This window comes from Acetivibrio sp. (assembly GCF_035371925.1).
GTDB lineage: Bacteria > Bacillota > Clostridia > Acetivibrionales > Acetivibrionaceae > Hungateiclostridium.
This window is the reverse complement of record NZ_DAORXT010000020.1, coordinates 22,598-37,404: the sequence shown is the minus strand read 5'-3', so window position 1 is coordinate 37,404 and position 14,807 is coordinate 22,598. Positions and strand designations below refer to the sequence as shown.

At 37.9% G+C, this 14,807-nt stretch carries 15 protein-coding genes and 1 tRNA gene; 4 read left to right on the top strand and 12 right to left on the bottom strand.

Annotated features, from left to right (window positions below; genetic code table 11):
* Nucleotides 1-237: 237 nt before the first annotated feature.
* Nucleotides 238-313 (top strand) — tRNA-Lys (locus tag PLH43_RS04635).
* 150 nt (nt 314-463) lie between these two features.
* Here PLH43_RS04635 and PLH43_RS04630 read toward each other — a convergent pair.
* Together PLH43_RS04630 and PLH43_RS04625 are read right to left on the bottom strand one after the other, a co-directional pair.
* Nucleotides 464-763, bottom strand: coding sequence for a cyclic-phosphate processing receiver domain-containing protein (locus PLH43_RS04630; protein ID WP_324360581.1), 300 nt, complete (start codon nt 761-763; stop codon nt 464-466).
* A gap of 149 nt (nt 764-912) precedes the next feature.
* Nucleotides 913-2,265: a HAMP domain-containing sensor histidine kinase gene (locus PLH43_RS04625; protein WP_324360579.1), complete on the bottom strand. Its 1,353-nt coding sequence runs from the start codon at nt 2,263-2,265 to the stop codon at nt 913-915.
* Nucleotides 2,266-2,534: 269 nt separating this feature from the next.
* Here PLH43_RS04625 and PLH43_RS04620 point away from each other — a divergent pair, with 269 nt between their 5' ends.
* Both PLH43_RS04620 and PLH43_RS04615 read left to right on the top strand, forming a co-directional pair.
* Entirely contained in the window at nt 2,535-3,644 is a 1,110-nt protein-coding gene (locus PLH43_RS04620) for a sodium ion-translocating decarboxylase subunit beta (RefSeq protein ID WP_324360577.1), read from the top strand.
* A gap of 16 nt (nt 3,645-3,660) precedes the next feature.
* Nucleotides 3,661-3,822, top strand: a complete 162-nt coding sequence (locus PLH43_RS04615; RefSeq protein WP_324360575.1) for an OadG family protein — start codon at nt 3,661-3,663, stop codon at nt 3,820-3,822.
* A 94-nt stretch (nt 3,823-3,916) separates the two neighbouring features.
* Here the strand turns inward: PLH43_RS04615 and PLH43_RS04610 are convergent, their stop codons facing one another.
* Nucleotides 3,917-4,342 carry a hypothetical protein gene (locus PLH43_RS04610; RefSeq protein ID WP_324360573.1) on the bottom strand — a complete coding sequence of 142 codons (426 nt, stop codon included), beginning with the start codon at nt 4,340-4,342 and terminating at the stop codon, nt 3,917-3,919.
* 247 nt (nt 4,343-4,589) lie between these two features.
* Here PLH43_RS04610 and PLH43_RS04605 point away from each other — a divergent pair, with 247 nt between their 5' ends.
* The gene (locus tag PLH43_RS04605) at nt 4,590-5,237 is read left to right on the top strand and encodes a 3'-5' exonuclease (protein WP_324360571.1); all 648 of its coding nucleotides are present in this window, start codon (nt 4,590-4,592) and stop codon (nt 5,235-5,237) included.
* A gap of 19 nt (nt 5,238-5,256) precedes the next feature.
* Here the strand turns inward: PLH43_RS04605 and pflA are convergent, their stop codons facing one another.
* The 9 genes from pflA to PLH43_RS04560 all read right to left on the bottom strand — a co-directional run bounded on the left by pflA (nt 5,257) and on the right by PLH43_RS04560 (nt 14,781).
* The gene (gene pflA / locus PLH43_RS04600; protein WP_324360569.1) at nt 5,257-5,973 is read right to left on the bottom strand and encodes a pyruvate formate-lyase-activating protein; all 717 of its coding nucleotides are present in this window, start codon (nt 5,971-5,973) and stop codon (nt 5,257-5,259) included.
* Nucleotides 5,974-5,989: 16 nt separating this feature from the next.
* Nucleotides 5,990-8,218: a formate C-acetyltransferase gene (gene pflB / locus PLH43_RS04595; RefSeq protein WP_324360567.1), complete on the bottom strand. Its 2,229-nt coding sequence runs from the start codon at nt 8,216-8,218 to the stop codon at nt 5,990-5,992.
* Nucleotides 8,219-8,532: 314 nt separating this feature from the next.
* A complete protein-coding gene (locus PLH43_RS04590; protein WP_324360565.1) occupies nt 8,533-9,795 on the bottom strand; it encodes a CapA family protein in 1,263 nt (420 codons plus the stop codon).
* A 78-nt stretch (nt 9,796-9,873) separates the two neighbouring features.
* On the bottom strand, nt 9,874-10,425 hold the full coding sequence (thpR, locus tag PLH43_RS04585) for an RNA 2',3'-cyclic phosphodiesterase (protein WP_324360563.1): 552 nt from the start codon (nt 10,423-10,425) through the stop codon (nt 9,874-9,876).
* Nucleotides 10,426-10,540: 115 nt separating this feature from the next.
* Nucleotides 10,541-11,344 carry a hypothetical protein gene (locus tag PLH43_RS04580; RefSeq protein ID WP_324360561.1) on the bottom strand — a complete coding sequence of 268 codons (804 nt, stop codon included), beginning with the start codon at nt 11,342-11,344 and terminating at the stop codon, nt 10,541-10,543.
* A gap of 203 nt (nt 11,345-11,547) precedes the next feature.
* On the bottom strand, nt 11,548-12,165 hold the full coding sequence (locus tag PLH43_RS04575) for an aminodeoxychorismate lyase (protein ID WP_324360559.1): 618 nt from the start codon (nt 12,163-12,165) through the stop codon (nt 11,548-11,550).
* Between the two features lie 30 nt (nt 12,166-12,195).
* Nucleotides 12,196-12,777, bottom strand: a complete 582-nt coding sequence (locus tag PLH43_RS04570; protein ID WP_324360556.1) for a hypothetical protein — start codon at nt 12,775-12,777, stop codon at nt 12,196-12,198.
* A gap of 35 nt (nt 12,778-12,812) precedes the next feature.
* Entirely contained in the window at nt 12,813-13,124 is a 312-nt protein-coding gene (locus PLH43_RS04565) for a hypothetical protein (RefSeq protein WP_324360555.1), read from the bottom strand.
* Nucleotides 13,125-13,152: 28 nt separating this feature from the next.
* A complete protein-coding gene (locus PLH43_RS04560) occupies nt 13,153-14,781 on the bottom strand; it encodes a FapA family protein (protein ID WP_324360553.1) in 1,629 nt (542 codons plus the stop codon).
* Nucleotides 14,782-14,807 lie beyond the last annotated feature (26 nt).

Below are 14,807 nucleotides of genomic sequence, written 5' to 3'. Positions count from 1 at the left end.
GATTTTGAGTCCAGTGCGTCTGCCAATTTCACCACTTCGGCAAGTCATTTATCAATCACGCAAGATGTATTATACAACAACCTCTATTATAAAGTCAACATATTTTTTAAAAAAATTTTTGGCAATTTATCACTTATAATACCTGCAAAAAAATTAAAAAATTTTTTTAATTTTGTGTTGACAAGATAATGTTTAGCTCTTATAATATATAATTGTTCGGCGGACAAAATACGATATGCGCCATTAGCTCAGTTGGTAGAGCAACTGACTCTTAATCAGTGGGCCCTGGGTTCGAGTCCCCGATGGCGCACCAATATTAAAAGTACTGTCTCAAAGCAGAATAGTTTTGAGACAGTACTTTTTTGTTTTAAAATCTAATATTGGCTTTAGCTTCTTTATTCACAAGTTGCTTATTGTGATATTTTAACAATAAATAATCAATATATAGTTTATAATCAGAAAATTATTTTACTTTTGAATTCTCTGTAATGAAAGCAGAAGGAAAATGTTTTTTTGCATAATCCACCATTTTACTCCTGCAAGCCTTGTCATCGGAGTGAAAATTAATGTGTTTCGGCTGTATTCCGTTTTCACGCACGTAAACCAAAACATCATAACCTGTATTGCCTTCCAGATGATAATCAAGGCAAATAAAGCATATTTCCTTAAATACATCCAGCAGTACAATACAATCTTCATAGGTTCTTACACAATTATACCCTTTTGACGGAAGCTCTCTCTTATCATCGAGAATTATTTTCATCTACACTCCCCCTTTATTCTATTATAACCCTAGGGAAGTCTCTTGTTAATAATTCTCTGAAAATACGCCTCCTTTAAAAACCTCTTATAAGTCTATTTTAATGTTATTTTTTAAGGGTATTATACCATGCTAAAACTACCCTATGAATTTTATATTCCCCGTGCCCCCTTTCTCAAACCGTTTTCATCAAAATATATATCTGAAAACTCTATCTTAATAGCCTGTATCAAACTATTGTCACATAAATCCCCAAGGCAGTCATTTTCATATCCGCATTCGGTTATAACATCCGGCAAAGTGACCGTAAAAGTGCTGCCGACGTTCTCTTCGCTTATTACAGAAATTTTTCCTCCCATGGCATCAACAAACATGCGAACCACGGACAATCCTATACCTGTACCCTCAGCATTTCTTGACATTGAGCTATCCACCTGCCCGAACCTTTCAAAAATGGTCTTTATTTTGTCTTTGGGAATTCCTATGCCGCTGTCTTTAACCTGTATCTCCACATAACCTTCCCGGCTCAACACTTCCACATACACCGAATTACCCTTCGGAGTAAATTTAATTGCATTTGAAAGTAAATTAAGCATAATTCGTTCATACTTCTCTTCATCAATAGCTATAATCTTCTTATTTATATCCGAGTAAAAGAAAAGCTTTACACCTTTTAAATCTGCAAACATGGATACGGATTCGGTTATCAGGCGGGTTACGGCAACAATATCCATATTCTTCTTGAATATTTTGATATGGCCCGCTTCAATTCTTGCAATGTCCAGTAAATTGTTCACAAGCCTTATCTGCCTGAAAGTATTTTGTTTAATCCTATTTAAGTATCTCTTAATTCCATCAGTAAGCTCGTCTTTGCAAAGAGTCTCCATTGCCTGTAAGGCAGCACTTATAACCACCAAAGGCGTTTTAAACTCATGGGTTATGCTGTATAGGAATTCATCTTTGAACCTGGCCAGGTTTTCCACATATTTTTTCTGTTCCACTTCTTGGGTTATGTCAATGGGAATTATCATAAAACCTATTATTTTATTATACGGATTCAGAATTGGCTGGTACATTAATCTATAGTAGATTTTCCTGCCATTATTATTCTCAATCTCAATATTGGGAAGATATGCAGGAAACTTTGCAGAAAGCATTTTAGCTATATGCTTCCGATTTGGACAAGAATATGCCTTTGATAACACATTTAATATATTATTATCTTTTTTAACTTCTTTTACAAAAACGGCACACCTTCTCAAAAGCTTTATCTCTCTCATTGCTTTATTATTAATCCCAATTATTTTAAGACTCGGATAAGACACGGTGATTATAGGAAGATCAATACTGTTGACAATGTTATAAAGGCAACTGTATTTTCTTCTAAAAATCCTTAAGTATTTTTCAGCAAGCAATCTCCTTTCCAACTCTTTCGATTTTAATGGATATGGTCTTTTAATTTTCTTTGCATTGCCAAATATCAATTTTGCCGCATTGCCGTTCAAATCATATCCCTCCACATATACCAGAATAAAAAATCAAAAAACATCATAACAAATCACGTTTCAATACAAATTTAATGAATATTACCAACATTCTTTAGCTTTTAAACAAATTTGTATTAAAAAATTTCATTTTTTTGATAAAATTGAGTCATATTTACCTGATTGCCTTTTTCTTTGACTATGAATTTTATAATAATTACACTTGAAATAAGGACATAAAACAAATATACTGGAATGGGAAAAAAAAATTAAAATAAGGAGGACTAATCGTGCAAGAGCTTCTTAAAGGTATACTTGGTCTTGGCTGGCAGAACTTTGCCATGTTTATTATTGCAGGTATACTTATTTACCTTGCAATAGCAAAAGAATATGAACCTACGCTTTTACTTCCTATCGGATTCGGCGCAATTCTAGCAAACATACCTTTCTCAGATGCTATAAAACCTGAGGGTGTTTTAACAGCCTTGTACAACGCAGGAATAAAGACAGAACTTTTTCCGGTATTAATCTTTATTGCCGTCGGTGCTATGATTGATTTCGGGCCGCTGCTTAAAAATCCTTTTATGTTGTTTTTCGGTGCTGCTGCACAATTTGGTATTTTTGCTACAATGTTGGTTGCAACTTTATTCGGCTTCAGCTTACCAGAGGCTGCTACAATCGGTATCATCGGTGCTGCTGACGGTCCAACTTCCATAATTGTTGCGCAAAAACTGGCTCCAACCCTTATTGCTCCTATCACTGTTGCCGCATACTCTTATATGTCTCTGGTTCCAATAATTCAGCCTCCAGTTATCAAGCTTCTTACCACTAAAAAAGAAAGACTTATTCGCATGGAATATACCGAAGAAAAAGTACCAAAAGTGGTCAAGATTTTGTTCCCTATAATCGTTACTATATTAGCCGGACTTATTGCTCCATCGAGCGTAGCTCTTGTAGGGTTTTTAATGTTCGGAAATCTCATTAGAGAATGCGGCGTACTGGATAGACTGTCCAAATCCGCTCAAAATGAGCTTGCCAATCTGGTAACCATACTTTTGGGTATTACAATAGGTTCTACCATGGTCGGGGAAAAATTCTTTGATCTAAAAACATTGGCGATCATTGGTTTGGGACTTGTTGCTTTCATATTTGATACTGCAGGCGGAGTAATTTTTGCAAAGATTCTGAATCTGTTCTTAAAGAAAAAAATAAACCCAATGATAGGTGCTGCCGGAATTTCTGCGTTTCCGATGTCGGCAAGAGTTATACAGCAGATGGCAACCAAGGAGGATCCTACAAACTTCATTATAGCTCAATCCATAAGTGCAAATGTTTCCGGACAATTAGGTTCAATAGTTGCCGGCGGTATGATTCTTGCACTGGTGCCATTATTTATGTAGAAAGGGTTGATTATTAATGAGAGTAAATTGGGAAGCATTTACTAGCGGTATTAATGTAGCTTTATTGGGACTGGCTGGAGTATTCACAGTTTTAATATTGTTTTACATCGTAACAAAGTTGTTATTGTATTTTTCCAATAAATTTGATAAAGGGGATTCCAATACTAACAACGCATAAAGTCTAAAATACAATATTTAATTTATATTAACTAAAATAAAAAACTATTACAACATTTTTTCTTGTGTAATAGTTTTTTATTCATTGTTTTAATCTATGGCAAAACTGTGTAAGATGTTTCAATCCGCTGATTTCCTCCGGTTATTACTATCGGGTAAGTTCCGGGTGTTGTGTTTGACCGCACTTTCCATACCCATGTTGCAACTCCGTCTCTGTTTGCTGTCCTCTTTTCAAACACAGAAACATCTTCTCCGCCCCATTTATATTTTGATGTTATGGTGTACGTTTCCCCGGGTTTGCCTATTATACTGATGCTTGCATATTCCTCATAGCCCACAGTTGTGTTGGCACTTAGTATCCTTATTTCGTCCGACGAACCTGCCCCAACGGTATTCTCCTGACCAAGCCTTGTAAACTCGACGTTATTAGTGTCATTATTATTGCCGTCATAATTTATGTTAGCGCTGCAGCCTGCAAGTAAAAGAACCGCAAGGAATATTATTGCGAATTTTAATTTCATTGACATCACTCCAAAGCTATTATCAAAAATATTTATAAATATATAATCTCCCTTTTTACATAATAATATGATAAAGTTAAATATGGACAATAGAATGCTTTTTAGATTGAATAGCTTTATTGGTAATGTCACAAAATACTATTTTTTACAGCATAATATCTTATAAACAAGCTGGTTTTTGCGCATACTTTTAAATGCCTGTTTGAAAGAATATCAAAAAACTTAAGAAGAAAGTAGAGATAAGCATATGAATTACATAGTATATGACTTGGAGCTTAACAGCAAGCCCTTTAAAAGCAGTATTCCCAATGAAATTATTGAAATCGGGGCGATAAAACTTAATGAGAATTTGCAGGAATTAAGTGTATTCAGCTCTTTTATAAAACCAAAATGCTTTAAAAAGCTCTTTCCTGTGGTAAAGCAAAAAACAAAAATCACCCAGGAGCAAATCAACAGTGCCGACAGTTTTAGAAACGTCATAAAGCAATTCATGCGGTGGATTGGAGACGATTATATTCTTATCAGTTGGGGGCACGATGATGTTCACAACCTGATATTAAACTGTAAATTCAACAGAATAAAAACTGACTGGCTTAAAAGAAATATTGACATTCAAAAGCAGTTTTCAGCTATTCATGACCTGCCCCCGGGTCAAAGATACAGCCTTGAAAATGCTCTTTCTTTGATTGGCGTAAAAATAGACGAAAATCTTCACCGGGCACTAAATGATGCCGCATACACCTCAAAGATTTTCGCCTCAATATTTGACAGATTGGACTTAGGTGTCTACAACACCGTCCATATAAAGAACAAATATAAAAGAAATATAAAAAGAATCTCCCAGGCCAAACCCAAGCTCAAACAAAGCAAATTGGCAATTGAAAAAGGCAAATAATAAAAGCACCGGGCTTTTATTATTTGCCGGACAGAATTTGCTTTGCTTTTTTCACATCTTCAGAACTTGGTCCCTTCACTCCTTCAAGGGCATATTTCTGACCGAGCTTTTCCCATTTGTACGCTCCCATGCTGTGATAAGGAAGAACTTCTATTTTTTCTACTGTTTTTAGCTTACTGATAAAATCAGCTGCCATTTTAAGATCGGCTTCATCATCGGTATATCCGGGGACAAGGACATATCTTATCCAGATAGGCACTCCTTTTTCGGATAAATACAGCGCAAAACGCTTGATTTTTTCGTTGGACACACCGGTAATTATCTTATGCTTATCCTCCCGGGCATGCTTTATATCCAACAATACAAGGTCAGTATACTTAATGAGGTTTTCAACCTTCTCTATATCGGCAAATCCATTGGTATCCAGCGCCGTATGCACACCCAATTCTTTTGCAAGTCTAAACACCTCTGCCACAAAATCGGCCTGAAGTACAGGCTCACCGCCGGTAACAGTGATTCCGCCGCCTGAAATCCTTATATAGTCTATATATTTTTTCATTTCATCAATTATTTCTTGGGGAGTATATTCACTCCCCGCATTAACATCCCAGGTATCCCTGTTGTGACAATATATGCAGCGTAACGGACACCCTTGCATGAAAACTACAAACCTTATACCCGGTCCGTCCACTGTCCCAAAAGATTCAAATGAGTGTACCCTGCCCTTTAATGTCATTGCCCCGTCCTTTCTATTAGACCTTTCCGTGGATTGTTCTGTTGATAACGTCCAGCTGCTGTTCCCTGGTAAGCTTTATAAAGTTCACCGCATATCCCGACACTCTTATGGTAAGCTGCGGATATTTTTCCGGATGTTCCATTGCATCCAGCAATGTCTCTTTTTCAAACACATTTATATTTATGTGGTGTCCTCCTTGCTTGAAATATCCGTCGAGCAGCGATTTAAGATTGTCTATTCTGGTTTCCTCATCTCTTCCCAAAGCTTTTGGAATTATGGAGAAAGTGTATGATATGCCGTCTTGGGCATATTCATACGGAAGCTTTGCAATACTGCTCAGTACAGCCAAAGCACCATTTATGTCCCTTCCGTGCATCGGATTTGCTCCCGGTGCCAAAGGTTCTCCTGTTTTTCTGCCGTCCGGTGTATTGCCAGTCTTCTTTCCATATACCACATTTGAAGTTATGGTGAGTATGGAAAGGGTCGGGGTCGATTTTCTGTATGTCCTTTGTTTCCTGAGCTTACCCATAAACATTTTTACTACTTTTACAGCTATTTCGTCAACACGCTCGTCATTGTTTCCGAATTTCGGATAATCACCTTCAACTTCGTAATCGACAACCAGATTGTTTTCGTTACGTACCGGCTTTACCTTTGCATATTTTATTGCACTTAAAGAGTCTGCCACCACAGACAATCCGGCTATTCCGCATGCCATTGTCCTGAACACATCTTTGTCATGAAGCGCCATCTGCAAGGACTCATATGCATATTTGTCATGCATGTAGTGAATTATATTGAGGGTGTTCATATAAAGCCTTGCCACCCAGTCAAGTACCATGTCGAATCTCTTCATTACATCTTCATAATCAAGATATTCCGTTTCTATCGGTGCAAACATAGGAGCAATCTGGTCTCCCGTCATTTCATCCTTTCCGCCGTTGATAGCGTAAAGAAACGCCTTTGCAAGATTGCATCTGGCACCGAAGAACTGCATCTGCTTGCCGATTCTCATGGCAGAAACACAGCACGCAATTCCATAATCGTCTCCCCAGTAATGCCTCATTATGTCGTCACTTTCATACTGTATGGAGCTCGAATGAATTGATACCTTTGCACAATACTTTTTAAATCCTTCTGGAAGATTAACAGACCAAAGCACTGTAAGATTTGGCTCCGGTGCATGACCAAGGTTGAAAAGCGTGTGCAAAAACCTGAAGGAAGATTTGGTAACTAATGTTCTTCCATCCAGCGCCATACCTCCAATACTTTCGGTTACCCATGTGGGGTCTCCGCTAAAGAGCTTCTCATACTCGGGAGTCCTTAAAAATCTCACCAATCTTAGCTTTATAACCAACTGGTCAACCAGTTCCTGAGCCAATTCCTCCGTAATTTTGCCCTCTTTTAAGTCCCTCTCAATGTATATGTCAAGGAAAGTGGATATACGTCCAATACTCATTGCAGCACCGTTCTGCTCTTTGACTGCTGCAAGATATGCAAAATACAGCCATTGAACGGCTTCTTTGGCATCCTTTGCAGGGACCGATATGTCAAAACCATAGCTTAAAGCCATTTCCTTAAGCTGATTTAGCGCCTTAATCTGCTCACTGATCTCTTCCCTGTCTCGAACTGTCTCATAATCAATATAATCCAGCTCAAGGCTCGTCAATTCATTCTCTTTTTCAGCAATCAGCCTGTCAACTCCATAAAGCGGAACTCTTCTGTAATCGCCAATTATTCTTCCTCTTCCGTATGCATCAGGAAGCCCTGTAATAATTCCAGCCTTTTTGGCTTTTCTCATTTCCGGTGTGTATACATCATAAACTCCCTGATTGTGGGTTTTTCTGTATTTTGTAAATATTTCAACAACATCAGGGTCCACATTATGCCCGTAAGCCTCAGCTCCCTTGACCACCATACGCATACCTCCGAAAGGCATTATGGCTCTTTTTAACGGTTCATCTGTCTGAAGCCCCACCACAACTTCAAGATTTCTATCTATATATCCCGGTTTATGAGACGTAATTGTTGAAATTGTATGGGTATCCACGTCCAATACTCCGCCGTTCTCCCGTTCTTTCTTCAAAAGCTCGGAAACCTTCTCCCAAAGCTTCCGGGTCTTCTCCGTAGGACCCACAAGAAAGCTGTCGTCACCTTCATATGGAGTATAATTTCTTATTATAAAATCACGAACATCAATTTCCCGGCACCAATTACCTTCATTGAATCCGCGCCATGCATCCATCCTTCTCATCCCTTTCATCGAAAATGTCACTATATATTTACCCAATAAATTAGAACAATATCCAAAACATAAAAATATCCTGTAAAATCTCCTGACAAATTTGGAAACTTATTTATCAAGCAATTTCAAACCGCATAAATGTATTTTTGCCTTCAATATATTGAATAATAAGTAAGAAGCAAGGGTAAATAAAATCCAAAATATATTTTGTTTTACTATCCAATAATACCATAAAATTTGATGTATGCAATAATTTTATGATTTAAATTTACAATAAATATGCGGTTTAGTAATTTATCGTAGTTTCACGCCTCTTATCTTAAATCATTGCCGTTTTTCAATTCAAAATACAATTTGTCGTCTTTAATAAAGCATTTTGTGTCAAGCTTGTCACACAAGTTTTTTTCTCTTTCCAAAATAGACTTTGCTTCATCACCTTTTTGAGGAACCACCTGGATTTTCCCGATCGTTCTTACCGGTAGCGCCTCTACTCCAACCAATTCGGTGCCTTTATAATCCAGTGTAACAATAAAAGCCTCTTGGTTTTCCGGGTCGTTCTGGTCAAAAATAAAATTACCCAGGCTGTAAAAAATCGGTTTACCTTTATAGATTTCTATGCCCTGGAACTGATGAGGATGATGTCCTAATATCACATCCACACCGTTGTCTATAAGATTGTAAGCAAATTCCCTCTGTTCAGGCAAAACTACAAAGCTTTCCTCCACTCCCCAGTGAAGTGAAACAATTAAAATATCAACCTTGTCCCGTACTTGTTCTATATCCTTCTTGATGGAATCGTCAAACTTTAAAGGTCTTGGTGCCACCCCGGGCTTGTCCTCACCGGCTGCAAATTTGTAATTCGGATTGCCCTTATATACAACCTCTGCCATATCAGTGTAAGCCAGCATACCCACTTTCATACCTTTTACTTCCATTATTGCAGGCTTTCTGGCCTCCTCCAGATTTTTTCCCGCCCCCGCATACTTGATACCGTTTTTGTCCAAAATCTCCATCGTGTCAAACAAGCCCTTCTCATAATAATCAAGTATGTGGTTGTTGGCAAGGTTCATTAAATTAAATCCCGCATATTTGAGCCCTTCTATTGCCTCCACATCATTTTTCAGCACATATTTACCGCCTTCTTTTATACCTGTAAGCGAATGAGTGCTGGCGGTAATGGACTCCTCCAAATTGCAAAAAATCACATCACCTTTCTTTAGGATGTCTCTTACCTCAAGAAAAGGATAGGTATAGTCTTTATTGCCGTTTTTAAGCCTCATGCCCACGCCCCGGCCTAAGAGAATATCTCCTACCGCTACAATTTTTAATTCCTTTACAGGAGTTGCTGTGGGCTCTATGGTGTTATAGACAGTGGCGGTTACTGTGCTGTTTGAACTATTATCCTTTTCACTATCTTTCGCTTCATCTTTTTCCAAACCGTTTTGATAGGTACCTGTATCTTTCTCATTTATAACTGCAACAGTGTCATCACTGTTTGAACTGCGATTGCATGCGCCAAATACCGATATTCCTGTCAAAAAAGCAATTACCGCAAATATTACATACTTTTTTCTCATTCCGATTCTCCTTTATATTAAAAAAAGTATTAAAATAATACCCGCGGTAATTGTATTCTATTTTATATACCTTGTCAACTAAAGCAGCTTATGCTCCGCTATTGGGGTGTAAACCCTTTTTGGGCCTATCTGTTCGCTTTTAAAGAGACTTACGCTCTGAACTTCAATTGTCGGAAACCGATAGCTTGCCGCAAGCTGCTTTATTTCTTCAAAATCCATATTAAATACAACATCCTGAGCTATGGTTACATGGGGTACATAGCGCCTCTTCTCCCTTTCAAACCCCAGTTTCTCAAGCTTCATATCTATTTCCGATTGGAGCTTGTTAAGGCTTTCAAGATCACCTGCAAGCTTTAACCACAGCACCCTAAGACACTTGTTTCCGGGAAAAAAACTCAATCCATCGATATTAAGGCAAAACCTCCGGGTATTTGTGCACACCTCATAAAGCCCTTCGCTAATATCCAGTACCTTGGATTTCTCTATCTCGCCCAAAAATTTCAAAGTGAGATGAAAATTATCAATATATTTCCATCTTCCGGAAGAAGTCAAGCTTCTAAGCTGGGTCTGAAGCTTCAATATTTCTTTTTTCAATCCCATACTAAAATCAACCGCTATAAAAGTTCTCATAATTATCCACCTGCCGTTATTTCATCAATAACCGTCGATTCATATGTAACGGATTTAATTATTTCAACCGACAACAAAAGTATATCATAAATATCGTAAGATACATAAAATTTATCTAATATGATGTAATCGCTATCTTGCCCATTGAAGTTTCTACTTTCGCCTTTGTGGGATGACTAAAATCACTAAATTCATTTACTTCCAATTCTCCCACGCTTTCAAAAGAGATTTTTGAATATTTAGGAAGCATCAAATCGATATTACCAGTTCCGGTTTTAAAAGTATAATCTCCTCCTTCTTGAAGCTCCGCCTTTACGCTTATGCTTCCAATATTCTTGATTATACCGGACGTGCCGTATATTTTGCCGTTTGATATTATTACGTTTCCCACATTACCTTTGATATTTACCACACCCAAAAACCTGTTAATCTCCATATTCGCCATGTTTATATCGGCGTTTAAGACTCCTTTGATATCATCGTAAAATTTTATATTGCCGGTATCCAATTTTAAGTTTAGAGTTTTTTCGGCTTTGGGAACATATATTTTTAAATCAATGCTTTTATCAATGGGATTTTTATCTTTGCCCTTGTACTCCGACCTAAAAATAACATTATTTTCGTTCTGGCTTATGTCAATACTAAAATTCTCAAATTTTTGCTTTAAAGTCTCTTCATCTTCAGTTCCCCTCACCCTTTTTGTCATTTCAAACTTCACTTTATCCTTGTCCCAAGTGTACATCTCAATATTGCCTGAATCACAGAAAATATCCAAAACCAGAAGTTTTTCAACCTCTACCGTCTCTTCACTGTATGAATTTACTTCTTTCTTTGGTCCTAATACCGTTTTTGAAGATGTGCATCCCGAAAGTATAACCAGCTGCACTAAAGCAGCAAGTATAATAATTCTATGTCTCAAGCTCCCACACCTCATTTCGCCATGTTATAATTATTGATACATAATAACATACCAATTAAAAACATTACAAATATTTCCCATTCTTGATTATTGACAAAAAGCATCATCTTTACCCTTTGAATTTGGTGAAAATAAAAAAGAGCCTAAATTATATAGCTCTTTTTTCACCAATTTTTGATAATTAACTTTTGATAATTAAATGCTCAGATTTTTTTTCTTTTGCAAATTATTTTTATAATAGTTTGAATATCGGTTCCTTCCTCAATAGTATATTTCCCCACCTGCATAGACCTCTGAAGGTTCAAGGATTTAATTTCGTTCACAAATATTTTGGGATCGTCTATCAATCCATTTTCAACAAGCTGCTTGGCAACATCATTCGGATTGTCTCCCGGAGCTATGCTTATTTGAACCTTCCTTTTTTCAACGATTTCTGTAGCTTCGGTTGGCTTTGCCTGCATATTTTCCGTATCCCCCGGATTTGCAGTTGACTGTGCCTGCGCATTCCCGGTATTTTCCGGCTCTGTAGCCGATTTATCCTGCATATCTTCATTATTTTCCAAGTCATAAGCAGGCTCAACTTGTTTATTTTCACTGTCTTCCGGTTCTTTAGCCGGTTCTGCCTGCATTTTTCCGTCAGGTTCCCCTTGTTCAATTATTTCGTTGTTTGAAACCATACCATACTGCCTGGCTTTAGCCATAATTTCCTCTTTGCTCATTTGAGGTTCCATTCCGGCGGAATAAATAATACCTGTCAGTGTTGTCAAAACCACACCTATTCCAACACCCAATAATATGCTTTTAATGTGAAATCTAGCCATACAATCCCCCGCAGACAAGAATAAAGTGTTTTATTTGTTCACACCAAGGATAAGTTGTATCTCACCCTTGCCTATACTTAGTTTCTTCGCTATCTCAGTTTCATTAAGACCTTTTTGAGCCAAGGCCAAAACCTCTTTATGTTTGCTGTTTATGGGTATAACTTTCTCCTCGGCAATAGCCTGTAATTTAATTTGATAAGGTTTTGCAGCATTTACAGCTGTGTCTTCAAACTTTATGCTGTCAATAACAAGATCGGATTTTACCTCCACAAAGGAATCCCCGTTATCTTCAACAAACCTTTCTTTGTCGGAATTCTCCATTACATTGGTGAATTCTTTTGTTAACTTCTCCAGCCTCTCTTCAGCATTTCTAATCAAATCCAGAGTTTCTTTATTCTTTTGCTCCACTTGGGAAATGACATAATCGGAAAATTTGTTCAGTTCTTGAACCATAAGGTCTGCATCCGAAATAATCTTGGAAAGCTCTTCCTTTTTCTCATCAATTCTTTTCGCATCTTCACTTGATTTCCTTTTATCCAAGAAAATCAAAGTGAGGGATACAAGTATCAGCAAAATCCCTATAAACATCACGCTTACATAGAAACCCGTCATTTCACCACTCCTTTATCTTTTGCTTAAAATCAAATTTACAATCTTATGTCTATTACACTCGTCTGCTCCTCCGGCTCTTTTTCTCCTTTTGTTCCGTACTTTGCCCTGTTCTGGTTTTTTTTCTGCCTTTTTTCATCCTTCTTTTTTTCCTGATTACTGTCTATTTTCACATTCTGAGCATTATCTCTTGAATGCACAGTATTAATGTTTTCCTCAAATTTTTGCCGCGTTATATCGGTTTGCTGCTCATTAAAAACAACGTTTTTCTGCTGCTGATCATTTTGAATTTTAGATATCTCGGCCGTCTTCGGAATCATCACCTGAAAATCAATGGGTTTAATCGACATACGGCATCACTTCCACATAATAATTATTCTATTTGTCAATAGGTCCTACTCTTATATCGGACCCGTCCCTGTATAATGTGCAGTATTGAAGATCCTCTTTGACATACATCATACTTGTCCCTATACTAACCTTTGTTCCCGGATATATGTGATCGAATACCCTGATCTTTCCGTCGGCTTCCTTCTGAAGTCTTTGCTCCGTTATCGCCAGTTCCTCTTTTAATTCATTAAGCCTGTTTGAATAGTATATTTTTGTTCTGATGCTTCTGGCCATCAGTTCCTGTTTTTCCGGGGTCATTTTTCCCGCAGCCTCAATCTTCTTTAGTATTGTTATAGCCTGCTCCGCTTTAACCAAATCCTCTTCAATTTTATGAATTTCATCTCGAATCTCTTTATAACGCTCTTTAATCTGAGGATCAATACCAACTTCAACATCGGTGTGGGTGGCAAGATATGAGCCAATGACCTTTGCCGATACTTCTTTTCCCACTTTGCACTTTCCGCCAATCAAAAGACCTTTTTTACCGGAAAGCTCCAATTTGTTTCCGCATTTAACATTACTGTGCATTATAGCTTCGGCTTTTATATCGCCTTTAGCTTCAATAATGCTGTTTTCAATATATTTTGCAATTATGTCGCCGCCGCTTTTTAGTATACCTTTTCCAAGTCCCTGCATCCCTCTTCTTAGAATAATATCGCCATCGGCCTTTATAACAGCCGCCTCTACCACGCCCATTACTTCAACATTGCCTCCGGCCTCGACAGTAAAGCCCGACAGAACATTTCCTCTTATGATAACATTGCCAACAAAACTTATATTTCCGGTAGAGTTGTCAACATCTGCAGGAACTTCATAATTGGCAAAAACACTTACCTTACCGTCTATCAAATTTACCTGTCCGTCTATGCCGGCAATGAGGTTTTGTCCGTCTTCAGTTATTTCAACATGTTTTCCTTTAGGCAGCACGGCAGGTTTTCCGTCTAAAGCCGGTACCTCAGTATCCTCTACCGTCCTGCCCGGTGTGCCCGGAAGCGGAGGAACAAGGGTACACAAAACCTGTCCTTTTCTTACGCTTTCAATAAGGTTCAATTCTCTAAAGTCCACTCTTCCATCCTCAAGAACAGTGGGCTTTCTTTCCTTGTTCAAATCAAAATGAAACTCCACTCTCCCATTCTGACCGTTTGTGGGAGGGGTACCCTCGGCAATTATTATTACTTCATTATAGACCGGATACTTTGAAACATTTTCAAGCGTTGATTCGTTTATTCCGTATTTTACACCGTTGCTTTTCAAAATCTCCATCATCTCATCTTTGGTCAGCATTCTCCCGCCATCAGGGGGTTTTATTACCATCGTAGCTTTCATCTTGTCATGGGAAATATTTACATCTATTGTTGCGTCAAGTTTAAGCTCCTCCTGAGGTTCACCAATCTTCACCGGCGCGCTTACCGCCTTTTGAACGGCAAACTCAACCATTTCCTTGTCATAGATGACTTTTTTCTGCGCAAGCCTGCTTATTACATCGTTTACTTCAACTGCCTTGCCTTTTCCAATCGGAGGATGCACTTTAAGATATACGCCGTTTTCATTATATTGAATTTCAAAAAAACCGTCGTTCGGACTACCATAGGACGAGCCTCTCCTAGAGTCTGACATACCGGTCTCCCCCCTTTGTTATTTGA

Coding starts and splice junctions, on each gene's coding strand:
- PLH43_RS04560 (WP_324360553.1), bottom strand. CDS start 14,781: ATGTCAGACTCTAGGAGAGGCTCGTCCTATGGTAGTCCGAACGACGGT.
- pflB (WP_324360567.1), bottom strand. CDS start 8,218: ATGGATGCATGGCGCGGATTCAATGAAGGTAATTGGTGCCGGGAAATT.
- PLH43_RS04610 (WP_324360573.1), bottom strand. CDS start 4,342: ATGAAATTAAAATTCGCAATAATATTCCTTGCGGTTCTTTTACTTGCA.
- pflA (WP_324360569.1), bottom strand. CDS start 5,973: ATGACATTAAAGGGCAGGGTACACTCATTTGAATCTTTTGGGACAGTG.
- PLH43_RS04590 (WP_324360565.1), bottom strand. CDS start 9,795: ATGAGAAAAAAGTATGTAATATTTGCGGTAATTGCTTTTTTGACAGGA.
- PLH43_RS04575 (WP_324360559.1), bottom strand. CDS start 12,165: ATGGCTAGATTTCACATTAAAAGCATATTATTGGGTGTTGGAATAGGT.
- PLH43_RS04605 (WP_324360571.1), top strand. CDS start 4,590: ATGAATTACATAGTATATGACTTGGAGCTTAACAGCAAGCCCTTTAAA.
- thpR (WP_324360563.1), bottom strand. CDS start 10,425: ATGAGAACTTTTATAGCGGTTGATTTTAGTATGGGATTGAAAAAAGAA.
- PLH43_RS04630 (WP_324360581.1), bottom strand. CDS start 763: ATGAAAATAATTCTCGATGATAAGAGAGAGCTTCCGTCAAAAGGGTAT.
- PLH43_RS04565 (WP_324360555.1), bottom strand. CDS start 13,124: ATGTCGATTAAACCCATTGATTTTCAGGTGATGATTCCGAAGACGGCC.
- PLH43_RS04615 (WP_324360575.1), top strand. CDS start 3,661: ATGAGAGTAAATTGGGAAGCATTTACTAGCGGTATTAATGTAGCTTTA.
- PLH43_RS04570 (WP_324360556.1), bottom strand. CDS start 12,777: ATGACGGGTTTCTATGTAAGCGTGATGTTTATAGGGATTTTGCTGATA.